The organism is Zobellella sp. An-6 (genome assembly GCF_052487945.1).
Genome location: NZ_CP199259.1, coordinates 2,366,037 through 2,390,342 on the forward strand (window position 1 = coordinate 2,366,037; position 24,306 = coordinate 2,390,342).

Here is a 24,306-nt window from a genome sequence, read left to right on the forward strand (position 1 = left end):
CAGCACCCAACTCGGCTAAAAAAGGTAAAAAACCGCACTTTTATGCAGCCCAGCCAACCAACCCAGAATAAAAACAACTTTTAAGCGCATAAGTTGCCAATAAAGAGATGGCTTGCTGAATACTTATTTTATAGCCAAATATATTTAATCAAAACATTTAATCGAAACATAAACCCAAAAATATGGATCTTGTTAGATATTTGTTCTGCATTGTTAATTTCAGGGGGGAGTATAAGGATTTTGTACGCGCATGCAAACAGATCCGGCGCACAAAACGGAAACAAGCCTGATGGTACAGCGTGGGCATGAAGCGCCAGGGCAGCCGGTGTACACCGGGCCGCCGGCATATTTCGGTGACGCCTGACAGCGCCGGAGACAGGGCATTTCACCACATCGCCGCGATGTTCATCGTTGTTTTTTCGGCAACAGGCTATCGGGCCGGATACGGTGCCATGAGTGAATAGACCCCGGGGATGGCGCCCGGCTCCATATGCCGGCGGGGTCGGCATCCAGAACCGGCTATGCGGCTACAGATGTGATGAAGGCGGGGCGCCCGGCTGCCGGCCGGCGCCCTCAAGCGGGAGTCATGCTTTCGGAGTTACGACTTTCGCCGCAACACAAAGCAGAGTTCATCGAAAAACTGCCGTTCGCCGCTGGCCACCCGGGGGTTGCTGTTTCCCTCTGCGATGCGGCCAAGCAGGGTCACCTCGAAATCGGCCCCGAACAGCCGCCTGACTTCCTGCTCGTTCACCGCAAAGGGAGGAGACTCGTGCTGCACCGGGGCGTAATCCAGGGTCACCAGCAGCATGGCCGCCCCCGGATTGAGCAGCCGCGCCAGCAAACGGGCATAGAGCGGCCTGACCGGCTCGGGCAAGGCGACCAGGGCAGCCCTGTCGTAGGCGGCATCGAAACGCCTGCCCAGGGATTCCGCCTGGAAGAAATCGCCTTCATACAGGCTGAAACCGCCGGCTTGCCAGCAAAGATAATGAACCAGCTTCTGTTGCTGTGGCAATACGCCCGCCTCACTGAAAAAATCGCGGATAGCCAGCGGAGACAGCTCGAAGCCGGCGACATGGTGGCCCTGCTCCGCCAGCCAGTGCATGTCGCGGCTCTTGCCGCACAGGGGCACCAACACCTCGGTGTGCTCGGGCACCCCCAGCTGCCGCCAGAAACGGCTGAGCAGTTCGTTAACCTGCTGCTGGTGAAAGCCGATGCGCGATGACTGCCAGCGTTGATGCCAGAATTGGGCGTCCATTTCATCTCCCGTAATACAATAAGGAGGACTACTATCTCAGGACTCATCCGGTCATTTCAAGCCGCCTTGAACTGGTTGCTGCCAGTGTCGTAGTGGTAGCCAATCCGGGCCATGCGTGCGTTTACATGGCCGCTGTCCAGCTCATACAGCGCCAGCAGGGCTTCCAGGCTTTCACACTCCAGGCGCAGCTTTTCGTTGAGGATGCTGAGCAGCATATGATCGTCCATCTGTTCCAGTTGTGCCTTGTTCATGTCCCTCTCCTGGCTGCCGTTCTTTTGTAGTCAGTATAGATTGGGCCCCGTGGGCCACCAGCCCACAATACTGTAAATTTAAACAGTATTTTTCTTGACCTGTCCCCTCGATGATCGATACTGTATATATAAACAGTAAAACAACAGGGAGTGCATATGGCCACCATCTTGTTATCGCGCGTTCAGGCTGTTCCCGCCTTGTCCCGGCAGTGGCAGCGCCCAGCAGAACCCACCGCCATGGCCACCACATTGGTCGAGTGGATAGAAGACTGGAGCAACGGCCGCCAGGGCCAGTTGCTGGCCGAGTTGGCCGCCATCAGCCGGAGCCGCCGCGGATGGATACTGATGCTCAACACGCCTGCGCCCCTGTCGCCTCGCGCCCTGGCCACCACCGGCGTGGACCCGGCCCTGGTCGTCGACATGGGCAAGGGAGTGCTGCAGCCCCTCGGCCTGGTGCACCGGGCCATCGCTCACAAAGGCATAGCGGCGGTGGTGTGCTGGCAATGCCGGCCGGTGGCCGGGCAACGTCAGTCACTCGAGCAGGCGGCACAACGGCACCGCAACAGGGTATTCCTGATTGCGCCAACTAACGAGATGCCGGCCCTGCACTGAGGCAGGGCCGGAAAAGAAAAGGTTACGCCAGCTCGCGGCAGACCAGATCCATCATCATGCGGATATGGCCGGGCTGATCATTCAGGGCGGGGATATAATGATAGGCTTCGCCACCAGCGGCCATGAAGAGCCCCTTGTTCTGCTCTGCGATCTCTTCCAGGGTTTCGAGGCAGTCGGCGGAAAAGGCCGGGCAGATCACGTCCAGCCGTTTAACGCCCTCCCCCGGCAGGGCCTTCATGGTGTCGTCGGTATAGGGCTGCAGCCATTCTTCACGCCCGAAGCGAGACTGAAAAGTGGTGCGCCACTGGTGACGCTCCAGCCCCAGTTCGGCGGCCAACAGTTCGGAGGTTCGGTGGCATTGCCGGCCATAGGGGTCGCCTTCATCTTCGTAGCGCTTGGGGATGCCGTGGTAGGAAAGCAACAGCAACTCACCCCGGCCGTGCTGTTCCCAATGCCGGCGGACCGATTCGGCCAGCGCCTGGATATAACCGCCGTGATCATGGTAGTCGTGGATAAAGCGAAAGGCCGGCACCAGGCGTTCTTTTTTCATCAGTCCCGCCCAGCTGTCGAACACCGATGCCGTGGTGCTGACCGAGTACTGGGGGTAAAGCGGCAACAGAATCACCCTGTCCACGCCGGCCGATTTCAGCTCCTGCCAGGCCGTCGCCATGGAGGGTTCGCCATAGCTCATGCCCAGGGCGACCGGCATGTCGATGCCCGCTTCCTTCAGCGCCTCGCCCAGTGCCTTCTGCTGGTGCCGGCTGATCACCATCAAGGGTGAGCCTTCTTCCCACCAGATCGACTGATAAAGCCTGGCAACCTTGGGCGAGCGGAAGGGCAGAATGATGCCGTGCAGCAGCGGGCACCACAAGGCCCTGGGAAGATCAACCACCCTGTGGTCGTGCAGAAACTGGCTGAGAAAAATTTTTACCGCCTTGGCGGTGGGGGCGGTGGGGGTACCCAGGTTAACCAGTAAGACGCCTGTTTTCACCTTGTTACCATATCCTGAATAGAAAAGGCCGGGAGCCAAGGGGCACCCGGCCGAAGAACGGTAGAATTAAGACAGAATATCGGTCAGTTCGCGGCTGACTTGCTCGACCGACTGGGTACCATCCACCTTGTAGTGGCGGGTATGACCGGCTTCGGCCTCTTGCTTGTAGTAGTCGATCAGCGGTGCGGTTTGCTCATGGTACACCGCCAGGCGCTTGCGTACCGTGCTTTCCTCGTCGTCGGCACGGATCACCAGCTCTTCGCCGGTGACATCGTCCTTGCCCTCCACCTTGGGCGGGTTGTACACCAGGTGGTAAACCCGGCCCGAGCCCGGATGCACCCGGCGACCGCTCATGCGCTTGACAATTTCTTCGTCCGGCACCGCGAATTCCAGCACGTAGTCGACGGGAACACCGGCTTCCTTCATGGCGTCGGCCTGGGGAATGGTGCGCGGGAAACCGTCGAGCAGGAAGCCCTTGGCACAGTCGTCTTGGCTGATGCGCTCTTTAACCAGACCGATGATGATATCGTCGGAGACCAGTTGTCCTTGATCCATGACTTCCTTGGCTTTCAGCCCCAGCGGGGTGCCGGCCTTGATAGCGGCACGCAGCATGTCACCGGTGGAGATTTGCGGAATGCCGAACTTCTCCATGATGAATTGAGCCTGCGTTCCCTTACCCGCGCCCGGAGCACCCAGCAAAACGATGCGCATAACAGCGTCCTCTTCTGATTAGTTATTACATAATTTGGGGCATGATTGTGTCATGACACCGGCATGGGGACAAGGGAGAGGAAGGCCCTGTTAGACCTATTGATGAGATTGACGGCAAGCCTCGCCTTCACAGCCGTGCCGAACGATACCTGCCTCCCCGCCGGGGAATCGCCTGGCCATCATACCCCGGATAACGGTCGGTCCGCCTGCTCGGTGTCCCTCATCTGCACCCGGGATGGGCACTAAACTGAACATAGGGCATGGCAATATGGGTCCTCCGGGGAGCAAGGCATGCAGCTGCAGACGTTCAGCGCCAACACCAGAGGTAACGACTTCGCCATCGGCGATCTGCACGGCTGCTTTGACGCGCTTCGCGCCAGCCTAGCCGAGGTCGGTTTCAATCCCGGGCGTGACCGTCTGTTCAGCGTGGGCGACCTGATTGACCGGGGTCCCCGCTCCCTCGACTGCCTTAGCCTGGTGTTCGAGCCCTGGTTTTTCGCGGTGCAGGGCAATCATGAGCAGATGATGTGGGCCGCCCTGGAATGCGCCGGCCCCGGGGCCCTGGCGCAGTGGGTCATGAACGGTGGCCAATGGGGCTTCGAGTACGACTGGTCCGAGCTGAAGGCCTATGCCCGCACCGCCCTCGCCCGCCTGCCCCATGCCATCGAAGTGGAGCTGAACGGCAGCAAGGTCGGCCTGGTACACGCCGAGGTCCCCGAGCGGGATTGGCACAGCCTGCACCGGCCACTCACCCCGGTCCAGCTTGCCCAGCTGGTATGGGCCCGGGAGCGGCTGGCCCGACGCGACGCCACGCCCATCGCCCATGTCGACCTGGTCCTGGCCGGACACAGCATAGTCCCCGAGGTTACCCGACTCGGCAACATGCTGTATATCGACACCGGCGCCTTCACCCCCCGGGGGCATCTGACCCTGCTGGAAATCCGCAGCTGGCTCTGAGCCGCCGAGCCTGGTACCACCGCACCATGTCGGTTGGCCCTGGCTTCGGTGGCCCGGATGCAGTGTGATGCCACTTGCTAGCAATTTCATAACAATTGGTTAGCAGAAATTACCACCGTCAGGCAAATGGATGTGATAAAGGAAACGCGATGGATAACACAAGAGACAAAACGGCATGGTCGGCCATGCTCCTGGCTTCTGCCATGACCTTTTCCGCCGGGGCCGCTACGGACGGGGGCGAAGCCGAAACCATCTACTATAATGCCCGGGTCATCACCGTCAATGACCACTTCGACATTACCGACGCCGTGGCCATCAAGGCGGGACGGATCATGGCGGTCGGCAGCCATGATCAGTTGCAGGAGCTGGCCGGAAACGATACCCGGCAGATCGATCTGCAGGGCAAGTCCCTGCTGCCCGGCTTCTATGACGGTCATATCCACGTGGGGACCGGCCCCCGCCCCTTCGGTGCCACCTTCAGCATTCCCACCCCGGATCAGTTAACGGAAATACTGGCCCGGGAGGCCGCCAAGGTGCCGGCCGGTGACTGGCTGGTCGGGATGATGAACCGCCCCCATTGCCATATGCAGATGCCCGACCGCCGGGAGCTGGACGCCATCGTGCCCGACCACCCGGTGATGCTGGCCTGCGGCGTGCTCAAGCTCACCCTCAACTCCAGGGCCATCGAACTGGCCGGGTTGAGCAAGGACACGCCGGACCCCAAGGATGGGCTTATCGTACGGGACGAGCAGGGCGAGCCACAGGGCGTACTGACCATGGGCGCGCGACGCTACGCCACCCGGGTCATCCCCAACCCGGCGCTGAGTGACGACAGCGCCCGGGACAACCTGCGCGCCCAGTTGGCAAAATTCCTGCCCATGGGGGTCACCAGCGTCAATATCGCCGGCGTGCGCCCGAACGAGTTGCGCCTGATCCAGGATGTCTACCAGCGCTGGGGCGACGAACTGCCCCGAGCCACCCTGCAGATTTTCCTGTTTCCCGGTTACGACGATGTCGAGTCCAGCCTGGCCGAACTCGACGGACTCGGTTTTCGTACCGGTATTGGCGATGAACGGCTGAAACTCGGCGCCATCAAGATGAGCATGGACGGCGCCATAGCGGTACCGGACTTCAGGACCCTCAAACCCTATGACGGCCAGGTGCGCTTCGATGAACGCGGCCCCTGGGAAAACCGGGAGGGCAATTTCGACGGCGTGACGGTGATCCCCAAGAACAGCCTGTACCGGGTGGCCAGCCGGGCCCATGAGCTGGGCTGGCAGCTCGGTATCCACACCATAGGGGATGCCGCCGTGGTCGAGGCGGTCGAGGTGCTGGAGCGGGTGCTGCGGGAGCGGCCCCGGGAGGATCACCGCCACCATCTGCATCACCTGACCATCAGGCCGCCGGAGGAGACCCTCGCCAAGATCGCCGAGCTGGAGCTGATCGTCGATACCCAGCCCAACTATACCTACTACAACAACGCCTTTATGCTGGCGGCGGTGAGCGGCAACCGGCTGGAGCGGCAGAACCCGCAACGCTCCCTGCTGGATCACGGCATCCGCATCGCCTACGGCTCGGACGGCCTGCCGCATGGCCCCCTGCTCGGGATCTGGGCGGCGGTGAACCGCCTCGGCCATGACGGCAAGGTCTATGGTGCCGAAGAGGCGATTTCCGTGGAAGAGGCGATCCGGGCCTACACCCGGGGACCGGCCTACCTGACCTTCGACGAACAGGAGCGCGGCAGCATCGAGGCGGGCAAGGTGGCGGATCTGGTGGTGCTGGCGGAAGATCCCCTGAGCATCGATCCCCGGCGACTGCGGGATCTGGCGGTGGAAAGAACCATTATCGCCGGCCGTGAGCTGTTCCAGGGCTCCCATGTCGAACCCTACCATCAACGGCCGCCGGCGCCCTGAAAAAGCAACGCCCTGCGAAGGCAGGGCGTTGCTGGGGATGGAAGGAAAACCGCCCCGGTGCGCCGGGGCGGTTTTGTGCTTAGCCCAACAGCAGGCGGTTGACCCGGGCCACGAAGGCGGCCGGGTCTTTCAGGCCGCCCTGCTCGGCCAGCTGGGCCTGCTCCAGCAGCAGCTGGGACCATTCGGTGAACTGCTCACCTTCGGCCAGGCTCTCCAGCTTTTTCACCAGTACATGGTCGGGGTTGAGCTCCAGGATGTACTTCTGCTCCGGTACCGGCTGGCCGGCGGCGCGCATCAGCTTGATCATCTGGGTGCTCATGTCGTGCTCGCCGGCCACCACGCAGGACGGGGTGCTGGTCAGGCGGTGGGTCAGGCGCACTTCCTTCACCTCGTCGCCCAGGGCGGTCTTTACCCGCTCCAGCAGGGGGGCCAGGGCTTCCTTGGCTTCTTCCTGGGCCTTTTTGGTTTCCTCGTCGTCCAGCTCGCCCAGGTCCAGTTCGCCCTTGGTCACCGACACGAACTGTTTCTCTTTGTAGTCGTGCAGATGGTTCATCAGCCACTCGTCCACCCGCTCCCACATCAGCAGTACTTCAATGCCCTTCTTGCGGAAGATTTCCAGGTGCGGGCTGTGGCTGGCGGCGGCGTAACTGTCGGCGGTGATGTAGTAGATCTTGTCCTGACCTTCCTTCATCCGGCCGAGGTAATCGTCGAGCGACACCGTCTGGGCATCGGCGTCGTTGTGGGTGCTGGCGAAGCGCAGCAGGCCGGCGATCTGCTCCCGGTTGCCGTAGTCCTCGGCCGGGCCCTCCTTCAGCACGTTGCCGAACTCCTTCCAGAAGCCCTGGTACTTGTCGGCGTCGTCTTTCGCCATCTGCTCCAGCATGCCCAGCACCCGCTTGGTGCAGGCCTTGCGCAGCTGGGCGGTCACCTTGTTGTCCTGCAGGATCTCGCGGGACACGTTGAGCGGCAGATCGTTGGAGTCCAGCACCCCTTTGACGAACCGCAGGTATGTTGGCATAAACTGCTCGGCGTCATCCATGATGAACACCCGCTGCACATAGAGCTTGAGGCCATGGCTCTGATCCCGGTTCCACATGTCCCAGGGTGCCTTGGCAGGCACATACAGCAGGCTGGTGTATTCCTGGTTGCCTTCCACCTTGTTGTGGCTCCAGGCCAGGGCGTCCTGCCAGTCGTGGGAGATGTGCTTGTAGAATTCCTGGTATTCCTCGTCGCTCACCTCACCCTTGGCGCGAGTCCAGAGCGCCGTGGCCTTGTTCACCTGCTCCCACTCGCCTTCGGTGGCGAGAATTTTTTCGCCGTCTTCTTCGCGCTCGGGTTCACCCTCTTTCCACATTTCCACCGCGATGCTGATGTGGTCGGAGTACTTGCCGATGATGCTGCGCAGGCGCCAGTCGTCGAGGAACTCCTGCTCGGCCTCGCGCAGATGCAGGATCACGTCGGTGCCACGACCGGTTTTCTCGATGTCGGCCACGGTAAAGGTGCCGTCGCCGTCGGACTCCCAGCGTACGCCGCGATCGGCGGGCTGGCCGGCGGCCCGGCTCAGCACAGTCACCTTGTCGGCCACGATAAAGGCGGAGTAGAAGCCCACCCCGAACTGGCCGATCAGCTGGGAATCCCTGGCCTGGTCGCCGGACAGCTGGCTGAAGAAGGCCTTGGTGCCCGACTTGGCGATGGTGCCCAGGTGCTCGATCACCTCGTCCCGGCTCATGCCGATGCCGTTGTCGGAGATGGTCAGGGTTTTGTTATCCTTGTCCAGGATCAGGCGTACCCGCAGGTTGCCGTCATTTTCATAGAGTTCACTGTCAGACAGGGCCTTGAAGCGCAGCTTGTCGGCGGCGTCGGCGGCGTTGGACACCAGCTCGCGCAGGAACACCTCTTTATTAGAATAGAGGCTGTGCGCCATCAGGTTGAGCAGTTGTTTGACTTCGGTTTGAAAACCATGAGTTTCGGTATGCACGGCTTCTGACATGATAAGTTCCTTGCTTGGTTTAACCTACAGCCTGAAAGATGGGGTTGCCGCGCGGGATTTCAAGGGCTGGGTGGAAACAAAGCCGGAAGCCGGAAGCCGGAAGCCGGAAGCCGGAAGCCGGAAGCCGGAAGGATGGCTCTTCCAGCTTCAAGCTTCAAGCTTTAGTCAGTAGTAGCTGCGCCCTTCTTCCGCCAGTCGGCGCAGGGCGTCGCAGGGGGCGAAGCGTTCGCCGTACTTGCGGGCGTATTCCTCCATTTTGGCGATGATTTCGCCGATGCCCTGCCGGTGCATATGGTGGAAAGGGCCTCCGCTGAAGGGCGGGAAGCCGATGCCGAAGATGGCGCCGATGTCCCCGTCCCGGGCCGAGGCCACCACCCCTTCGTCCAGGGTCATGGCCGCCTCGTTCAGCATCAAGAGCACGCAGCGTTCGGCCATGTCCCGGGCCGGCAGCCGGCCCTGGGGCTTGACGCCGAGCAGCTTGTAGACACTCTCGTCCACCGGCTTGCCCTTCTTGTCGAACCGGTAGAAGCCGCGGCCGTTTTTCTTGCCATGACGCTTGTCGTCCAGCAGCTTGCCGAAGGCCTCCGGCGCCTTGAAGCGGCTGCCCAGCTCCCGCTCCAGGATGGGGGAGATCTTGGACGCCACGTCGATGCCCACCTCGTCCAGCAGGGTGATGGGCCCCACCGGGAAGCCGTAGTCCACCAGGGCCCGGTCGATGACCTCGATGGGCTCACCTTCCAGCAGCAGCCGCGCCGCCTCGTTGAGGTAGGGGGCGAGGATGCGGTTGACGTAAAAACCGGCCTTGTCCCGCACCACTATGGGGGTCTTGCCCTGGGCCCGGGCCAGCTTGATGGCGGTGGCCACCGTCTCATTGCTGGTGCCTGCATGGGGGATGATCTCCGCCAGGGGCATCTTGTCCACCGGGCTGAAGTAGTGCAGGCCGACCACCCGCTCCGGCCGCGCCGCCCCTTCCGCGATGCGGTGGATGGGCAAGGAGGAGGTGTTGGAGGCGAAGATCACGTGGGCCGGGCAATGGGCTTCCACCTCCGCCACCATCTTGCGCTTGACCTCCAGATCCTCGAACACCGCCTCCACCACCATGTCGACCCGGTCGAAGCCGCTGTAATCCAGGGTGCCGGTCATGCGCGCCAACTGGCGTTGCATCTCGGTGGCGCGCAGCTGCTGCTTCTTGACCCTGGGCGCGAGCAGCCGGTGGCCGGTGGCCATAGCCTGGTTGATGCCGTCATGGGCAATGTCCTTGATGCGCACCGGCAGCTCCGCCTTGGTGGCGGTGACGAAGGCGATGCCGCCACCCATCAGGCCGCCGCCCAGCACACCGATGCGCTTAAGCGCCATGGGCTCGGCGCCCTGGACGGTTCTTTCCTTTTTCATCTCGGTAGTGGCAAAGAACAGGTGGCGCAATGCCGCCGATTCCGGCGTCATCACCAGCTCGCCGAAGGCCCTTGCCTCGGCGGCCAGGCCCTGGCTCATGCCCTCGTCCAGACCGGTGCGCACCACCTCCAGCAGCCGCTCGGGTGCCGGGTAGTTGCCGCGGGTCTTGTGGCGCAGGGCGCTCAGCGCCTTGTCGAACACCAGCTTGCGGCCGAAGGGGTTGGCCTCGAGCGCCAGAGTCTTGAGATCCGGCTTGCGCTTGTGCTTCGGCTTGCCCTTGCGGGCCAGGGCGATGGCGGTATCCAGCAGTATGCTCCTCGGCACCATATCGTCCACCAGGCCGGCTTTCAGCGCCTGTTTGGGCCGCAGCTGCTTGCCGGTGAGCATCATGTCCAGCGCCCTGGTCAACCCCACCAGCCGAGGCAGGCGCTGGGTGCCGCCGGAGCCGGGCAACAGCCCGAGCTGCACTTCCGGCAGCCCCAGGCGGGTGATGTCGTCGTCGCTGCACACCCGGCCGTGGCAGGCCAGGGCCAGCTCCAGGCCGCCCCCCAGGCAGGGGCCATGGATGGCGGCGATCAGCGGCAGTTTCAGCGCCTCCAGGGCGGTGAAGATCTCCTGGCCGGCCCGGGCCAGGGCTTCCGCCTCGCCGGCGCTCCGGCAGGCGGCCAGCATGTTGACGTCGGCGCCGGCCACGAAGGAGTCGGGCTTGCCCGAGCAAAGCACCAGCCCCTTGAGGCTGGCGTCGGCCAGGATCTCGTCCAGCAGGGCGCGGATCTCCCCGGCAAAGCTCGCCCGCAGGGTGTTCATGCGTTCGCCCGGCACATCCATGGTGATGATGCCGATGCCGTCGTCCTTGCGCAGGGTGAAGGTCGGTTGTTGTTCGCTCATTCTGCTGCCTCCAGTACCATGGCCGCGCCCAGGCCACCGGCGGCGCAGGCGGTGGTCAGCGCCAGGCCGCCGCCACGGCGGTTAAGCTCTCTCAGGGTTTGGGTGATCATGCGCGCGCCGGTGGCGGCGAAGGGGTGGCCGTAGGCCAGGGAGCCGCCCAGCACGTTGAATTTGGCCATGTCTACTTGTCCTATGGCCTGGCCGCGGCCCAGCTCGCGCTCGGCGAAGGTCTGGCTTTCGAACATCCTGAGGTTGGCCAGGGTCTGGGCGGCGAAGGCCTCGTGCATGTCGACCAGATCCATGTCCGCCAGGGTACAGCCGGCGCGCGCCAACGCCAGGGGGGTGGCGTAACTCGGCCCCAGCAGCATGTCCTGCCACACATCGATGGCGGCGTAGGCGTAGCTGCGCAGGTAGCCGAGCGGCCTGAGGCCCAGCTCCCGGGCGCGGGTCTCGGTCATCATCAGTACACAGGCGGCGCCGTCGGTAAGCGGGGTGCTGTTGGCGGCGGTCACGCTGCCGTGGCGCTTGTCGAAGGCGGGCCTGAGTTTGGCGTAATCCGCCAGGCTGGACTCGGTGCGGATATTGTTGTCCCGTTCGAAGGGCGTCTTGAAGGGCGGCACATAGGCAGCCATCACCTCCCCGTCGAGCCGCCCCTGCTGCCAGGCCCGGGCCGCCAGCTGGTGCGAGCGGTGGGCCAGTTCGTCCTGCTCCCGCCGGCCGATGCCGTGGCTCTTGGCCATTTGCTCGGCGGTCTGGCCCATGGACAGGCCGGTGGTGTATTCCGCCACCGCCGGCGGCACCGGCGCCAGATCCTTAAGCTTCAGGCGGCGCAGTATGGCGAGCCTGGCGCCCAGGGACTTGGCCTTGCTCAGATCGAGCAGCGCATCCGCCAGCCTGGCGGATACCCCTATCGGCAGCACCGAGGAAGAGTCGGCCCCGCCGGCGATACCCACCTGGATATGGCCGGCCATCATCGCCTCGGCGATGTTGGATACCGCCTGGAAGCTGGTGGCGCAGGCGCGGGTCACGCTGTAGGCGTCGGTGCCCACCGGCAGCTCGGTGCCGAGCACAATCTCCCGGGCGATATTGGGGGCCTTGGGCATCTGCACTACCTGGCCGAACACCAGTTGCTGCACCTCGCTGGCGTCCATGGGGGTGCGCGCCAGCAGCTCGGCCACCACCATGCACCCCAGATCCAGGGCGGGAATGCCGCGATAGGCGGTGGCTTGCCGGGCGAAGGGGGTTCTCAGGCCGGAGACGATGGCAATGCGATCGCCGGCTCTGGTGGTTAAGGGGTTAGTCAGCGTCATGTCTGCTCCTTGTTGGCAAGAGGTCTGACCTCGCGGCCATATTAACAATGCCCCTACAAGTTTTAAACAGGTGATTGAAATTTTTCCTTGGGGACTGCCCGTCGCATAACAGCAGTTCCAGACAAATACTCCTGTCGCGTAGCCCTTCAAGAGTGAGTAGACTGATAGAAGCCACCCCTAGCCCACGGTGAATGATGATTTCCATATTCAGGCGAAAGAAGACAAAGCCGGATGCGGTCTCTAACAGCATGAAGATCAAACAAAAGCGTTACGAGGCGCTGGTGTATGCCTTGCATGGCGATCTGTTCCGCTATGCTTACTGGCTATGCCACGATCGGCAGGTGGCGGAAGACTTGGTGCAGGAAACCTTCCTGCGCGCCTGGAAGGCGCTCGACAGTCTGAAGGATGAAAAAGCGGCCAAGGCCTGGCTCATTACCATACTGCGGCGGGAGAACGCGCGCCGGTTCGAACGCAAGCAGTTCGATCTGGTGGATCTGGAAACGGTGCCCGTGGCCGACAAGCAGAGTCTGGGGCCGGAGCAGGACATGGAGAACGAATGGCTGCGCCGGCATATCGCCGAGCTGGCCGTGGAATACCGGGAACCACTGTTGCTGCAGGTCATCGGCGGCTTCAGTGGCGAGGAAATCGCCGAGATACTGGACTTGAACAAGAACACCGTAATGACCCGCCTCTTTCGCGCCCGCAACCAGCTGAAAGAGGCCCTGGAGCAGGACAAGAGCATACGAGGCCGCAGCAATGGATGATCTGGAATTTCGCCGACGGGCTTATGCCGATCCCTGTGACAAGAGTCCGGAGTTTGTGTCCGCTTCTACCACCAACGCCGGCAACCGGCAGTTCATGGAAGAATTGAAAGAGTTCAACCGCAAGCTGGAACGGGCACTGAACGAACCCGTCCCCCCGGCCCTGCCCGACAAGCTGATGCTGTCACACCTGCTGCGCCAGCCCGACCAGAAGGATGGCCTGGGCTGGCGCCACCTGGCCGTGGCCGCTTCCATCGCCTTCGCCCTGGGCTTTTCCACCCGTTTCATGCAGCTGTCGGCGGAGTCCGGCAACCAGCCCCCCTCGGTGGCCAAGGTGGCGATGCAGCATGTGCAGATGGAAATGCCCTTTACCCGCTATGTCGACGAAGAGCTGACCCTGGCCACGGTGAACGCCAAGCTGCGTCCCTACGGCGCCAGGCTGAAGGACATCGCCGCCGTCGGCAAGATCTACTATGCCAACCACTGCATGTTCGGCGGTGGTCCGGCGGCGCACCTGGTGATCCAGGGCGAGCATGAGCGCGTGCACGTCTTCCTGGTACCCATGGAGCGCGCCTTGCAGATCGTCGCCGAGTTTTCCGACGCCAACCTGCACGGCGAGGTGATCCCCATGACCTACAACCGCCTGGTGGTGGTCAGCGACAAGCTGGAGAACGTGCATTCCATGGCCGAGAAAGTCCAAGCGTCACTGGAAAGAGCACTATAACCTTACGGGCGCCCCGGCCGCCCGCTTGTCTTGCTCTCCTGCAGGCGCGGCCCGCCGGTGCACCGACGTATTCAGGCTCGGCGCCGGGCTCCCACTATGCCTGCCACAGCAGGCGGCCCGTACGGTGACACCGGCATCGGATGTCCTCATCGACACCGTTCAAAAGCAACACCAATCGCTGGGAGTTCAATGGCTTAATGGTGTAACATTCGGCCTCCTTGCCCACACGGAAGCGAAAACGCTGTTCGGAACAACAGGAATGCGCTATGACCATAGAACTCCCCATTCTGATAACCTTCGTCGGCTATCTGTTGCTGACCATGCTGATCGGCCTGGTAGCCTATAAGGCCACCAGCTCGCTGAGCGATTATATTCTCGGCGGCCGCCGCCTCGGCCCCGGCGTGGCGGCCCTGAGCGTCGGCGCCTCGGACATGAGCGGCTGGTTGCTGCTCGGCCTGCCCGGCGCGGTGTACCTGTATGGTATCAACCAGGCCTGGATCGGCATCGGCCTGGTGATCGGCGCCTGGCTCAACTGGCTGTTCGTGGCCAAGCGGCTGCGGGTCTATACCGAACAGGCCAACGACTCCCTCACCCTGCCCGATTTTCTGGAGAATCGTCTGGCCGACCACAGCGGCCTGATCCGGGTGATCTCGGCCCTGACCATACTGGTGTTCTTCATCTTCTACACTGCCTCCGGCCTGGTGGGCGGCGCCATCCTGTTCGAGAAAGTTTTCGGCCTGCCCTACCTCACCGCGCTGTTCGTCGGCGGCGGCGTGATCGTCGCCTATACCTTTATGGGCGGTTTCCTGGCCGTGTCCTGGACCGACTTCTTTCAGGGCATACTGATGCTGCTGGCGCTGATCGTGTTGCCCTGGGTGGTGATGAACGAACTCGGTGGCATGAACCAGACCCTGGCCAGCCTCGAGGGCATGGACAGCAGCAAGCTCGATCTCTTCCACGATTTCTCGCTGCTGAGCGGGCTCAGCCTGCTGGCCTGGGGCCTGGGCTATTTCGGGCAGCCCCATATCCTGGCCCGCTTCATGGCCATCGACTCGCCGCGCTCCGTGCCCCTGTCCCGCCGTATCGCCATGAGCTGGATGATATTGTCGCTGATCGGTGCGCTGGGAGTGGGTCTGGCCGGGGCCGTCTACTTCAGCGACGCCCCCTTGGACAACCCGGAGACCGTCTTCCTGGTGCTGGCCAACACGGTGTTCAACCCCTGGGTGGCCGGCTTGCTTATCGCCGCCATCATGTCCGCCATCATGAGTACCATCGACTCCCAGTTGCTGGTGTGCTCCTCCGCCATTACCGAAGACTTCTACAAGCGCTGGCTGCGTCCCCAGGCCGGAGACAACGAACTGGTCTGGGTGGGGCGTTGCGCGGTGCTGGGGGTGGCGGTATGCGCCATGCTGATCGCCCTGGATCCGCAAACCACGGTACTGGGCCTGGTCAGCTATGCCTGGGCCGGCTTCGGTGCCGCTTTCGGCCCGGTGATCATCCTCGCGGTGTTCTGGCCCCGGCTCACCCGCAACGGTGCCCTGGCCGGCATCGTACTGGGGGCCCTGACCGTGATCGGTTGGAAGCAGCTGAGCGGCGGCCTGTTCGACCTGTACGAAATCGTGCCCGGTTTCCTGGTCTGCGGCCTGGCCGCCATGCTGATCAGCCGGATGGACAAGCAGCCATCCAAAGCCGTGGTGCTGGGATTCAGGCGGATGGAGTCGGACCTTTAACATTTGATTATTCTCACAAAAAGGGCCTGATGGCCCTTTTTTTGTAAACAAGTGTTTTACTTTTTAATTACATTTTTTTATTCTCCCAACTGGTAAGAGTTCATACCTCCTGCCAGTTGCGCAAACAGCAGTAGCGCCCGATTCACATAACAACGAGAAGAGAGTCTTCTATGAGCAAAAAGACGTTGAAACTGTCCATGCTCGCCGCTTCCATTGCTGTGGTAGCAGGGCAGGCCCATTCCGCCGCTTTCCAGCTGGCCGAGCAGAATACCACCGGCCTCGGCCGCGCCTACTCCGGTGAAGGCGCCGTGGCCGACAATGCCGCGGTATTGGGACGCAACCCTGCCGCCATGACCCGGTTCGATCGCCCCGCGCTTTCCACCGGCGCCGTCTATATCAATCCGGAAGTGGATGTGGAGGGCAAGGACAGCGTGCTTGCGCAAACGGCCGAAGACATCGCCAATGATGCCGTGGTGCCTTTTTTCTACTATGTGCATCCCATCAACGAACAATGGGCGGCCGGTTTTGGCGCCTTTACCAACTATGGCCTGGCGACCAATTATCCCAACGACTATTACGCCGGCCCGGTCGCCGGTAAGACCTCGCTCAAAACACTGAACCTCAATCCCAATCTCGCCTTTAAGGTGAACAACAGGCTCTCCTTAGGCCTCGGCTTCAACGCCGTCTACGCCGATGCCGAGTTAATTCGTCATGCCGGTGCGATGTACGATCAACGGCTTGGCCAAGCCACGCAGGGGATCCTGGCGGCCAATCCCGGGCTGGCTCCGGAACAGGCTTCCCAGCTTGCCGCCCAGGGCCTGGCTCAACAGGGTCTTGAGGGACGCGGCACCGAGGTCGCCCGCCTGACCGGGGATGATTGGGGCTACGGCTGGAACACCGGCCTCCTGTTCGAGGCCGATGAGAATAATCGCTGGGCCCTGAGCTACCGTTCCAAGGTCGACCTGAGCTTCGATGGTCAGTACAGCGGCATCCACTCCGGCTTCCAAACCGTTCCCGGAAAATTGGAACTGACGTTGCCCGCCATCGCGGAGTTTTCGGGTTTCAATAAAGTATCGCCCGACTGGGCCCTGCATTATGGCCTGATGTGGACCGAATGGCGCCATTTCGATGAGCTGAAAGCCACCAGTGACCAATGCCTCGATGGCGTCTGCCTGGAGAAGCCCGAGCAATTCAAAAACAGCTGGCGGATCAGTGCCGGCGCCACCCATTACTTGAACGATCAGTGGACCCTGCGTGGCGGCCTTGCTTATGATAAATCACCGGTGCAGGAGCAGTACCGCTCTATCTCCATTCCGGACAGCAACCGGACCTGGTATACCCTGGGTGCCACCTATGCCTATAACCAGAACCTGAGTTTCGATACCGCCTTTGCCTTCCTCAAGGGTAAAAAAGTGGACGTGATCGAGGATGGATTTACCTTCGTCTCTGGTGGCGATGCCTATCTGTTTGGCCTGCAGATGAACTACAGGTTCTAAGCGGTGCGAGCCATGAACGATAAAGCGCCCTCGGGCGCTTTTTTATTGGCCCCGCCTTTGTCAGCCCGGGGATTATCCTGTATATTCCACAACCTGTTTTTGACGTGCCGGGTCTCTATGAACTGTTTTGTAGCCAGACAAGCGATTCTCGACAAACAGGGTAATCCCCTGGGGTACGAGCTATTGTTCCGCCTCGGCCTTGAAAACCGCTTCCCCAATATCGGTGCCGAGCTGGCTACCCGCCGCCTGATGGCGGAACAGTTTTTAAGTCAAAAAATCGAGGAGCTGGTTGGCGATAGCCTCTGCTTCGTCAACTTTCCCGATACCCTGCTCCGGGAAGGCATGGCGGATGCCTTTCATCAGCACCGGCTGGTGATTGAGATCCTCGAAGATGCCACACCGGATACGGCCCTGTTGGAATGCGTCAAACGGCTTAAACAGCTGGGTTTTAAACTGGCCCTGGACGATCATCTGCCGAACGGCGAGTGGGATGCTTTCCTGCCTTTTATAGACTTTATCAAGCTGGACCTGCGCCAGACCTCCCTGGCCGACTGCGCCCGCTTTATCAACGACTGCCGTCGTTATCCGCAGTTGCGTTTTATTGCCGAGAAAGTGGAAACCCGAGAAGAATTCGCCGCCGCCGCCGAAGTCGGCTTCGAATTTTTTCAGGGGTATTATTTCCAGCAGCCCCAGGTGATCCGCCGGCGCATCCTCACCACCGACGAACTGACCGCCTTCGAATTGTTGTCCGCCGTCAATGAAGATGATATCGACTATAACAAGTTGACCGAACTGTTCAGCCGTGATTTGTCGCTGTCCTACAATCTGCTGCGCTACGTGAATAACCTGCACATGGGATATCGGCACCAGAATATCGAAAACCTGCGCAGCGCCATCGTCTATCTCGGACACCAGCAACTCAAGCGTTTTACCGCCCTGGTCATGACCGCCTATATCAGCAAGAACAAGAACATCGAGCTTTATCGGCTTTCCATCATCAGGGCCAAGTGGTGCGAACTGCTGGCCGAGAAAGTGAACCCCACCCTCAAGGATGACGCCTTTATCTGCGGGCTGTTCTCCCTGCTGGACGTCCTGCTCGAACGCCCCATGGCCGAGATATTACCGCAATTGTCGGTATCGGACGGCATCTGTCACGCCTTGCTGGAAAGCAAGGGCGAACTCGGCTTTTTTATGGGTTTGGTGCACGATCACGAGCAGGCGAACTGGCCCCAGCTGCAGCAACGCCTCGCCTTTATCCGCCTGAGCGAAGCCACCAGCAGCCAATGTTATGAGCAGGCGGTGCAATGGAGTAACCGGCTCGGCAATGACCATCACCTGACCTGAAACCCCGCGCTCAGCCCCTGGCCTTGCCTTGGATATAATGCTGGCGGCACAGGGCCACATAGCGCTCATTGCCCCCGATCTCGATCTGCTCACCGTCATGCAACACCTGGCCATCGCTGGCCAACCTGGCGTTCATATGTGCCTTGCTGCCACACCAGCAAATGCTCTTCAGCTCCTCCAGCTTATCGGCCAGGCACAGCAGATAATAGGACCCCTCGAACAGTTCTCCTCGAAAATCGGTTTTCAAGCCATAGGCCATCACCGGGGTGTGAAGCTCATCCACGATACGGGCCAGCTGATACACCTGGGCTCGTGTCAGGAACTGGGCTTCATCAAGAATGAAAACATCGGTGGGATGCCGCTCGATGCGCGCCTTGAACAGTTCAAAAAGATCACAATGGCGGCTGAAGGTATCCACCTCCAGGCGCAACCCGACCCGGGCTTCGATCACCCCCACCCCGGCCCGATCATCCAGCCGCGGCGTCATGGCATAGGGGCGGAGGCCCCTTTCCCGGTAATTGAAATGGGCCTGTATCAGTTGGGTGGACTTGCCCGAATTCATGGCCGCGTATTTATAGTGCAGAGAGGCCATTGACGCTTATACCCGTTGCTGCCAGGCCCAGAATGCCAGTATCAGCATGAAGCCAGTCATCGCGGCCATCATTCCCATGGCCAGAGAGGCACTGTAACCCAGTGCCAGGTACCCTATCAGGCTGACCACGGCAATGGACAGGGCATAGGGCAGTTGGGTGATAACATGATCGATATGATGGCAGGACGCCCCGGTGGAAGACAGGATAGTGGTATCCGAAATCGGTGAACAGTGATCCCCGAATACGGCCCCCGCCATCACCGCCGACATGCCCGGTATCAGCAGTTGGCTATCGATGGCCATGGTCATGTCGGCCGCAATGGGCAACATGACGCCGAAAGTTCCCCAACTGGTACCGGTCGCAAAGGCCATTACCCCGGCCAGCAGAAACAGGATGGCGGGCAACACGAACAGGGGGATGCGTTGCTGTACCAGGGAAGCGAGGTACTTGCCCGTCTCCAACTCGCCAATCAGGCCGGCGATGGTCCAGGCGAACAGCAGAATGTAAATCGCCGGCAGCATGCCCTTTATTCCCACCTTGAGGGCATGCCCCCAGGCCGCAGGAGAAGCCTTGTGCCTGAACATGGCAAGGGCGCATACCAGCACGCCGGCGACGCCGCCCAGTACCAGGGAGCGCCCCACGTTGGTGTTCTCAAGCGCAGCCAGCATCGTAAAAGGGGCTTTGTCGGCCGCCAGTGCCGCAGCGCCGGTGCCGATAAGTGACAGCACGGTTACCAGGGTGAGAGTACCAATCGCCGCCAGCAAATCGCTGACATGCCCCGCCGTGCTGGCGCTATCGGCCACTCCAGGCGGTGTGCCCTTGGCCTTATCAAACAGGTGACCTTCCAGCGCCTGTTGCTCATGATGCGCCATCCCCCCCAGATCCCAGCCACCGCGGATGACCAGCAACACCATCAACAGGGTAAACAGCGCGTAAAAATTCATGGAGCCCATCATCAGGAAAGCGCCCAAGGCACTTTGCCCGGTAAGGCCGTAACTCGCCAGTATGCCGCCCACCAGGGCGATAATATAAGCCCCCCAGGAAGAAACAGGCATCAGCACACAGATGGGCGCCGCGGTGGAGTCCAGCAAATAGGCAAGCTTGGCCCGGGAGATACGAAAACGATCGGTGACGGGCCGGCAAATAGTCCCCACTGAAAGGCTGTGGAAATAATCATCGATAAAAAAGATAAACACCAGCATCCCGGTCATCACCTTGGCCTGACGGCGGGTTTTGATCCGGGTTTGGACCCATTCGGCAAAGGCGAGTGTGGCGCCGGTGCGGCTCAGCATGCTGATCATGCAACCCAGCAGCAATAAAAACAGTAATATATTGACATTCCACTCGTTCAGAGAACCCGCTGACCAGAATAACGCGGCTACACTAGCACTCAAATGCATCACCCCGGCAACAGGATTGAATTGCTGCAGCAACAGGGTGCCCAGAATAATGCCGGCGCCTAAGGAAAGCAGAACCCGGCGGGTGGCGATAGCCAGGAAAATTGCCGATAACGGTGGTAGCAGAGACCAGAAGGTCTGAACAAAGGGGTGTGATTCCACGACGACACCTGAATATGAGTTGTTAACATGACTACCAGGAGCAGGATATCGATGCCATGTCGGCCTCTCTTTCCCAGCAGTAGCGCATCATGAGAAAGTCATGACAGTATCGGTCCTTTCGGCACTGATCCCAACCAGGCCACCGGATAAATGCCATCATCCCGCCCTGGTTTACTGATAAGATACGCGCCAAAATGCAGTTAAGCCGGTGGATTTTACTGACAAAAAGTAAAAAATCAACATATTTAACCAACATTTAGCCAATTTAAGCCTTCCGCCGTGGCCTTTAGCATATCCGCGCCCTGCCGTTGCCTGAAAAAATGCTGTCCGGTTCACATGTTTTTGTTAGTCATTGGCATCCGTCCTCTCCTTTTCCCATTCACACCAATGCTGTCAGATATTAATGCACTCCTTATTAATTTTTTTAATAAGCAAATGATTTTGCAAAATGCAATGCTATATCCGTCAGTATATGACGACTTATCACCATATATGACGAGCGGAATTTACCTTTACATTAATTAACTTGCTTCATTTAAAATGAAGTTGTAAATTTAATTTATTAAAAAACCAATAGAACACCACAGGTGAACCCAATGACTGAATTTCTGAAAACACTGCTCAACATTCGCAGCCTGCGTGCTGCCACTCGCGAACTGACGCTGGAACAACTGGAAGAGGGCTTGGCGAAATTAACCTCAGTTGTCGAAGAATTGCGCGAAACCAAGGCTGCCGAACAAGCCGCCGCAGAAGAACGTGAGCGTAAACTGAAAGAGTTCGTCGACAAGCTGGAAGCCGATGGCATCGATATTAACGAGCTGATCGAGTTGGCCGAGCCCAGCAAGAAAGCGGCCAGCACCCGCAGCAAGCGCCCCGCCAAATATCAATACCAGGACGAAAGGGGCGAATACAAGACCTGGACCGGTCAGGGCCGTAAGCCCGCCCCTATCCAGAAAGCCCTGGACAGCGGCGAGAAGCAACTGGAAGATTTTCTCATCAAGTAATCCGATGCAAACTAAAACAGGGCCGTGGGCCCTGTTTTTATGTCCGAACCTTATCTGCTCCCTTTCCGCACTTGCTTTACCGCCAGCCCGAATAGTGCCCGATGAAGGATCAATTATTTAAGTAAGTGTTCCGAATGGTAGATCACTACCGGCAGCGACTGGGTTTCGCTGAACAGACCCTCCGAGCCAGGGATGGCGCGGCGGAGCCCCAGGGCGGGTTCACGGCGTGTCTGCGTGCGGGACCCGGTCGATGTAGCACTATTATGATCAGTTATTTAACCAATAGGCGATAGAGTCCCTCGTCAACCCCGTCCAGCTTGAGTTCGTAAATCAGCGCCAGCTCGGCACCAAGCCGGCCTTCGGGCCAGCCTTGCCGCTCCATCCAGCACAAATAGGCCATGGGCAGCCGCAGCAACGGCTTCCCTTTGTATTTGCCGAATGGCATGGGTCTGTTGATGATCAGCTCCAACTCGGCAGCGCTTGCCATCATGGCTCCCTGTTACGGCCAAATGCCGAAAACCTGGCGATCAGGTTAACCGAGGGCAATCAGACTGCGATTAATGTCGGCCAGTACCCCGGCCGGGTCGACGGCCTGGGTGATGGGACGACCAATCACCAGGTAATCGCTGCCGGCGGCCAGAGCCTGCTCCGGCGTCATGATCCTGCGCTGATCACCGGCATCGCTTCCCGCCGGACGAATGCCGGGGGTCACCAGTTTGAAGTCCGGCCCCAGCTCCGCTTTTAGCAGGCTGGCCTCCTGGGCCGAACAGACCACGCCGTCCAGGCCCGAATCCCGGGCAAGGCGGGCCAGGGCCAGCACCTGCTCGGCAGGAGAGCGCATGATCCCCACCTGGTGCAATTCTTCCCCGGTCATGCTGGTCAGCACGGTGACGGCAATAAGCAGGGGCGCCTTGTCCCCATAAGGCTGCAGGGCCGCCTTCGCCGCCTGCATCATGCGAGTGCCCCCGCTGGCATGGACGTTGACCATCCATACCCCGAGCTCCGCCGCCGCCGCCACCGCCTTGGCCACGGTGTTGGGAATATCATGAAACTTCAGATCGAGAAAGACATCAAATCCGGCACTCACCAGAGAGCGGACAAATTCCGGACCGAACAGGGTGAACATTTCCTTACCGACCTTCAGCCGGCAGTTGGCGGGATCCAGCTTGGCGACCAAGGCCCGGGCCTGCTGTTCATCGGCGAAGTCGAGCGCGATGAGGATCTTGGGATCATGAATGTTTGAATCTTGCATGGGTTACCTTTTTTATCAGGGGTCGTAAGGAGTGGGGGGTGAGCAGTAAGGCGTCCTTCTCTCGTTACGCCTCACGCCTCACGCCTCACGCCTCACCCTTTATTCACCATCGAGACCACGCACCGGTTTGATGCTGCCCCATTGCTTGCAGGAGGGACACTGCCAGAATAAAGATTGGGAAGAGAAGCCGCACTGACCACAACGATGGCTGGGTTTGGCCTTGAGCTGCTCTGCCACCAGCGACTTGAGCATTTCCAGGCTTTCACGCGCCCTCCCCTGCTCGGCATTGGCTGCATGATAGGACATCAGCCGATGGAAGCCCTTCATGGTCGGATGTCGCTGCAATTGCCGCAGCACCAGCTGCTCGGCACTGAGGGGGCCTTCGGACTCACCGATCTTGTCGGCCAGCATCAACACCACACTGGCGCCGCTGTCGCTGGCCACCCAGTGTTCGAGCTGATGGACGAAGTCGGCGTCTTTACCCAGCTCCTGGTAACAACGCTGCAACGCCGGCAACACCTCGCAGATAAAGTCCGCATCCTGCTCGGTCACGCGCAGCAGGCACTGGCGAGCTGGTTCCCATTGATGTTGGGCCATATGGATAGCGGCCAGGCGGATATTGGCCCTGACACAGCCGACATCCACTTTCAGGGCCCTCCTGAAGAGCTGCATCGCCGCCTTAGCATCCTGCTGCCGCCATTTCTGCTCGGCCAGCTCGCAATAGAAATGCCCCATGGGGGTCATGGCCTTGATGCCCTGTCGCTTTTTCAGCCGTTCGGCCACGGCAATGGCTTTTTCCCATTCCCGCAGTTGCTGATAGATCTGCATCAATTGACCCAAGGCTTCTTCTTCGTAATCCGGATCCTCTTTCAACTCGACCAGGATATGCTCGGCCCTGTCCAGCAGACCCGCGGCCAGAAAGTCCCGGGCCAATTCGAGCATCGCCAGATGCCGCTGCTCCAACAGCAGGTTGGGACGGGCGATCAGGTTCTGGTGAATGCGAATGGCGCGGTCGACTTCACCCCGGGAGCGGAACAGGTTACCCAGTGCCAGATGGGTTTCTATGGTCTCGCTGTCGACCTGCAACAGCTGAATAAAGAGATCGACCGCCTTGTCAGGCTCGTCGGAAAGCAGGAAATTCAACCCGGCAACATATTGCCGGGAGAAACGATTGGACTGTTGCTGGGCGTCCTGCCGAACCCCCCTGCGTCCCATATACCAGCCATAGGCGGCGGCCACAGGCAGCAGCAGAAACAGCAATTCCAGCATGGGGCTCGTCAATCCTTAATGGGCAAGGCCCTGAGCTCTTCCAATTCCTTATGTTGACGCTCAACCTTTTTACGCAGCCCGCTGTTGTTCATCTTGAGGCGCAGCATCACCAGACCGAATACCAGCCAACCGATAAGAAAACCGGCCACAAAAACCACAGCCAGCAATGTGGAAAGACGGTATTCACCTTGGGCCAGCAGGTAGTTCACCTGTACCAGCTGGTCGTTTTGCGCTCCCAGGGTCAATCCCGCCGCAAACAAGATTGCCAGGATCACCAAACCAAAAATGATTTTCACCTTATCCT

General features: G+C 60.3%; 22 protein-coding genes. 9 read left to right on the forward strand and 13 right to left on the reverse strand.

Annotated elements, in window-relative coordinates; translation table 11 throughout:
* Window positions 1–598: 598 nt before the first annotated feature.
* Window positions 599–1,255: a thiopurine S-methyltransferase gene (locus ACT7DK_RS11045; protein WP_445399096.1), complete on the reverse strand. Its 657-nt coding sequence runs from the start codon at window positions 1,253–1,255 to the stop codon at window positions 599–601.
* A 56-nt stretch (window positions 1,256–1,311) separates the two neighbouring features.
* Complete coding sequence (locus tag ACT7DK_RS11050; RefSeq protein WP_445399098.1) at window positions 1,312–1,506, reverse strand: DUF4250 domain-containing protein; 195 nt, start codon at window positions 1,504–1,506, stop codon at window positions 1,312–1,314.
* 237 nt (window positions 1,507–1,743) lie between these two features.
* Between ACT7DK_RS11050 and ACT7DK_RS11055 the strand changes: the two genes are divergently transcribed.
* Window positions 1,744–2,118 carry a hypothetical protein gene (locus tag ACT7DK_RS11055; RefSeq protein ID WP_445399100.1) on the forward strand — a complete coding sequence of 125 codons (375 nt, stop codon included), beginning with the start codon at window positions 1,744–1,746 and terminating at the stop codon, window positions 2,116–2,118.
* A gap of 22 nt (window positions 2,119–2,140) precedes the next feature.
* Here the strand turns inward: ACT7DK_RS11055 and hemH are convergent, their stop codons facing one another.
* Both hemH and adk read right to left on the reverse strand, forming a co-directional pair.
* Window positions 2,141–3,109: a ferrochelatase gene (gene hemH / locus ACT7DK_RS11060; RefSeq protein WP_445399102.1), complete on the reverse strand. Its 969-nt coding sequence runs from the start codon at window positions 3,107–3,109 to the stop codon at window positions 2,141–2,143.
* Between the two features lie 66 nt (window positions 3,110–3,175).
* Window positions 3,176–3,820: an adenylate kinase gene (gene adk / locus ACT7DK_RS11065; RefSeq protein ID WP_445399104.1), complete on the reverse strand. Its 645-nt coding sequence runs from the start codon at window positions 3,818–3,820 to the stop codon at window positions 3,176–3,178.
* A gap of 291 nt (window positions 3,821–4,111) precedes the next feature.
* Between adk and ACT7DK_RS11070 the strand changes: the two genes are divergently transcribed.
* Window positions 4,112–4,777 carry a metallophosphoesterase gene (locus tag ACT7DK_RS11070; RefSeq protein ID WP_445399106.1) on the forward strand — a complete coding sequence of 222 codons (666 nt, stop codon included), beginning with the start codon at window positions 4,112–4,114 and terminating at the stop codon, window positions 4,775–4,777.
* A gap of 149 nt (window positions 4,778–4,926) precedes the next feature.
* A complete protein-coding gene (locus tag ACT7DK_RS11075) occupies window positions 4,927–6,690 on the forward strand; it encodes an amidohydrolase (protein WP_445399108.1) in 1,764 nt (587 codons plus the stop codon).
* Between the two features lie 79 nt (window positions 6,691–6,769).
* On the opposite strand, the gene htpG is transcribed toward ACT7DK_RS11075, so the two are convergent.
* The 3 genes from htpG to fadI all read right to left on the reverse strand — a co-directional run bounded on the left by htpG (window position 6,770) and on the right by fadI (window position 12,270).
* The gene (gene htpG / locus ACT7DK_RS11080; protein WP_445399110.1) at window positions 6,770–8,680 is read right to left on the reverse strand and encodes a molecular chaperone HtpG; all 1,911 of its coding nucleotides are present in this window, start codon (window positions 8,678–8,680) and stop codon (window positions 6,770–6,772) included.
* Between the two features lie 165 nt (window positions 8,681–8,845).
* Window positions 8,846–10,960 (reverse strand): fatty acid oxidation complex subunit alpha FadJ, encoded by a 2,115-nt coding sequence (gene fadJ, locus ACT7DK_RS11085; RefSeq protein ID WP_445399112.1) that lies wholly within the window; start codon window positions 10,958–10,960, stop codon window positions 8,846–8,848.
* Complete coding sequence (gene fadI / locus ACT7DK_RS11090) at window positions 10,957–12,270, reverse strand: acetyl-CoA C-acyltransferase FadI (protein ID WP_445399114.1); 1,314 nt, start codon at window positions 12,268–12,270, stop codon at window positions 10,957–10,959. The genes fadJ and fadI overlap by 4 nt, the downstream gene beginning before the upstream one ends.
* Before the next feature lie 191 nt (window positions 12,271–12,461).
* Here fadI and ACT7DK_RS11095 point away from each other — a divergent pair, with 191 nt between their 5' ends.
* From ACT7DK_RS11095 to ACT7DK_RS11115, 5 genes are all read left to right on the forward strand, one after another.
* Window positions 12,462–13,034: a sigma-70 family RNA polymerase sigma factor gene (locus tag ACT7DK_RS11095; RefSeq protein ID WP_445399116.1), complete on the forward strand. Its 573-nt coding sequence runs from the start codon at window positions 12,462–12,464 to the stop codon at window positions 13,032–13,034.
* The gene (locus ACT7DK_RS11100; protein WP_445399118.1) at window positions 13,027–13,755 is read left to right on the forward strand and encodes a DUF3379 domain-containing protein; all 729 of its coding nucleotides are present in this window, start codon (window positions 13,027–13,029) and stop codon (window positions 13,753–13,755) included. The genes ACT7DK_RS11095 and ACT7DK_RS11100 overlap by 8 nt, the downstream gene beginning before the upstream one ends.
* A 266-nt stretch (window positions 13,756–14,021) precedes the next feature.
* Window positions 14,022–15,485: a sodium/proline symporter PutP gene (gene putP, locus ACT7DK_RS11105; RefSeq protein WP_445399119.1), complete on the forward strand. Its 1,464-nt coding sequence runs from the start codon at window positions 14,022–14,024 to the stop codon at window positions 15,483–15,485.
* A 170-nt stretch (window positions 15,486–15,655) separates the two neighbouring features.
* Complete coding sequence (locus ACT7DK_RS11110) at window positions 15,656–16,981, forward strand: outer membrane protein transport protein (RefSeq protein WP_445399121.1); 1,326 nt, start codon at window positions 15,656–15,658, stop codon at window positions 16,979–16,981.
* A 117-nt stretch (window positions 16,982–17,098) separates the two neighbouring features.
* Window positions 17,099–18,325 (forward strand): EAL and HDOD domain-containing protein, encoded by a 1,227-nt coding sequence (locus tag ACT7DK_RS11115; protein ID WP_445399123.1) that lies wholly within the window; start codon window positions 17,099–17,101, stop codon window positions 18,323–18,325.
* Between the two features lie 10 nt (window positions 18,326–18,335).
* Here the strand turns inward: ACT7DK_RS11115 and ACT7DK_RS11120 are convergent, their stop codons facing one another.
* On the reverse strand, window positions 18,336–18,917 hold the full coding sequence (locus ACT7DK_RS11120; protein WP_445399125.1) for a thymidine kinase: 582 nt from the start codon (window positions 18,915–18,917) through the stop codon (window positions 18,336–18,338).
* A 6-nt stretch (window positions 18,918–18,923) separates the two neighbouring features.
* Window positions 18,924–20,477: a Na+/H+ antiporter NhaC family protein gene (locus ACT7DK_RS11125; protein ID WP_445399127.1), complete on the reverse strand. Its 1,554-nt coding sequence runs from the start codon at window positions 20,475–20,477 to the stop codon at window positions 18,924–18,926.
* 596 nt (window positions 20,478–21,073) lie between these two features.
* Between ACT7DK_RS11125 and ACT7DK_RS11130 the strand changes: the two genes are divergently transcribed.
* On the forward strand, window positions 21,074–21,481 hold the full coding sequence (locus ACT7DK_RS11130) for an H-NS family histone-like protein (protein ID WP_445399129.1): 408 nt from the start codon (window positions 21,074–21,076) through the stop codon (window positions 21,479–21,481).
* A gap of 271 nt (window positions 21,482–21,752) precedes the next feature.
* Here the strand turns inward: ACT7DK_RS11130 and ACT7DK_RS11135 are convergent, their stop codons facing one another.
* From ACT7DK_RS11135 to ACT7DK_RS11150, 4 genes are all read right to left on the reverse strand, one after another.
* On the reverse strand, window positions 21,753–21,971 hold the full coding sequence (locus ACT7DK_RS11135) for a DUF3820 family protein (RefSeq protein WP_445399131.1): 219 nt from the start codon (window positions 21,969–21,971) through the stop codon (window positions 21,753–21,755).
* Window positions 21,972–22,013: 42 nt separating this feature from the next.
* Window positions 22,014–22,733 (reverse strand): orotidine-5'-phosphate decarboxylase, encoded by a 720-nt coding sequence (pyrF, locus tag ACT7DK_RS11140; RefSeq protein ID WP_445399133.1) that lies wholly within the window; start codon window positions 22,731–22,733, stop codon window positions 22,014–22,016.
* Between the two features lie 99 nt (window positions 22,734–22,832).
* Window positions 22,833–24,002 (reverse strand): lipopolysaccharide assembly protein LapB, encoded by a 1,170-nt coding sequence (lapB, locus tag ACT7DK_RS11145; RefSeq protein ID WP_445399135.1) that lies wholly within the window; start codon window positions 24,000–24,002, stop codon window positions 22,833–22,835.
* Between the two features lie 8 nt (window positions 24,003–24,010).
* Window positions 24,011–24,298 carry a LapA family protein gene (locus ACT7DK_RS11150; protein WP_445399137.1) on the reverse strand — a complete coding sequence of 96 codons (288 nt, stop codon included), beginning with the start codon at window positions 24,296–24,298 and terminating at the stop codon, window positions 24,011–24,013.
* Between the last annotated feature and the right edge of the window lie 8 nt (window positions 24,299–24,306).

Coding starts and splice junctions, on each gene's coding strand:
- ACT7DK_RS11135 (WP_445399131.1), bottom strand. CDS start 21,971: ATGATGGCAAGCGCTGCCGAGTTGGAGCTGATCATCAACAGACCCATG.
- pyrF (WP_445399133.1), bottom strand. CDS start 22,733: ATGCAAGATTCAAACATTCATGATCCCAAGATCCTCATCGCGCTCGAC.
- htpG (WP_445399110.1), bottom strand. CDS start 8,680: ATGTCAGAAGCCGTGCATACCGAAACTCATGGTTTTCAAACCGAAGTC.
- fadI (WP_445399114.1), bottom strand. CDS start 12,270: ATGACGCTGACTAACCCCTTAACCACCAGAGCCGGCGATCGCATTGCC.
- ACT7DK_RS11050 (WP_445399098.1), bottom strand. CDS start 1,506: ATGAACAAGGCACAACTGGAACAGATGGACGATCATATGCTGCTCAGC.
- ACT7DK_RS11095 (WP_445399116.1), top strand. CDS start 12,462: ATGATGATTTCCATATTCAGGCGAAAGAAGACAAAGCCGGATGCGGTC.
- ACT7DK_RS11055 (WP_445399100.1), top strand. CDS start 1,744: ATGGCCACCACATTGGTCGAGTGGATAGAAGACTGGAGCAACGGCCGC.
- ACT7DK_RS11075 (WP_445399108.1), top strand. CDS start 4,927: ATGGATAACACAAGAGACAAAACGGCATGGTCGGCCATGCTCCTGGCT.
- ACT7DK_RS11120 (WP_445399125.1), bottom strand. CDS start 18,917: ATGGCCTCTCTGCACTATAAATACGCGGCCATGAATTCGGGCAAGTCC.
- fadJ (WP_445399112.1), bottom strand. CDS start 10,960: ATGAGCGAACAACAACCGACCTTCACCCTGCGCAAGGACGACGGCATC.
- lapB (WP_445399135.1), bottom strand. CDS start 24,002: ATGCTGGAATTGCTGTTTCTGCTGCTGCCTGTGGCCGCCGCCTATGGC.
- ACT7DK_RS11110 (WP_445399121.1), top strand. CDS start 15,656: ATGAGCAAAAAGACGTTGAAACTGTCCATGCTCGCCGCTTCCATTGCT.
- ACT7DK_RS11115 (WP_445399123.1), top strand. CDS start 17,099: ATGAACTGTTTTGTAGCCAGACAAGCGATTCTCGACAAACAGGGTAAT.
- adk (WP_445399104.1), bottom strand. CDS start 3,820: ATGCGCATCGTTTTGCTGGGTGCTCCGGGCGCGGGTAAGGGAACGCAG.
- ACT7DK_RS11045 (WP_445399096.1), bottom strand. CDS start 1,255: ATGGACGCCCAATTCTGGCATCAACGCTGGCAGTCATCGCGCATCGGC.
- ACT7DK_RS11130 (WP_445399129.1), top strand. CDS start 21,074: ATGACTGAATTTCTGAAAACACTGCTCAACATTCGCAGCCTGCGTGCT.
- putP (WP_445399119.1), top strand. CDS start 14,022: ATGACCATAGAACTCCCCATTCTGATAACCTTCGTCGGCTATCTGTTG.
- ACT7DK_RS11100 (WP_445399118.1), top strand. CDS start 13,027: ATGGATGATCTGGAATTTCGCCGACGGGCTTATGCCGATCCCTGTGAC.
- ACT7DK_RS11070 (WP_445399106.1), top strand. CDS start 4,112: ATGCAGCTGCAGACGTTCAGCGCCAACACCAGAGGTAACGACTTCGCC.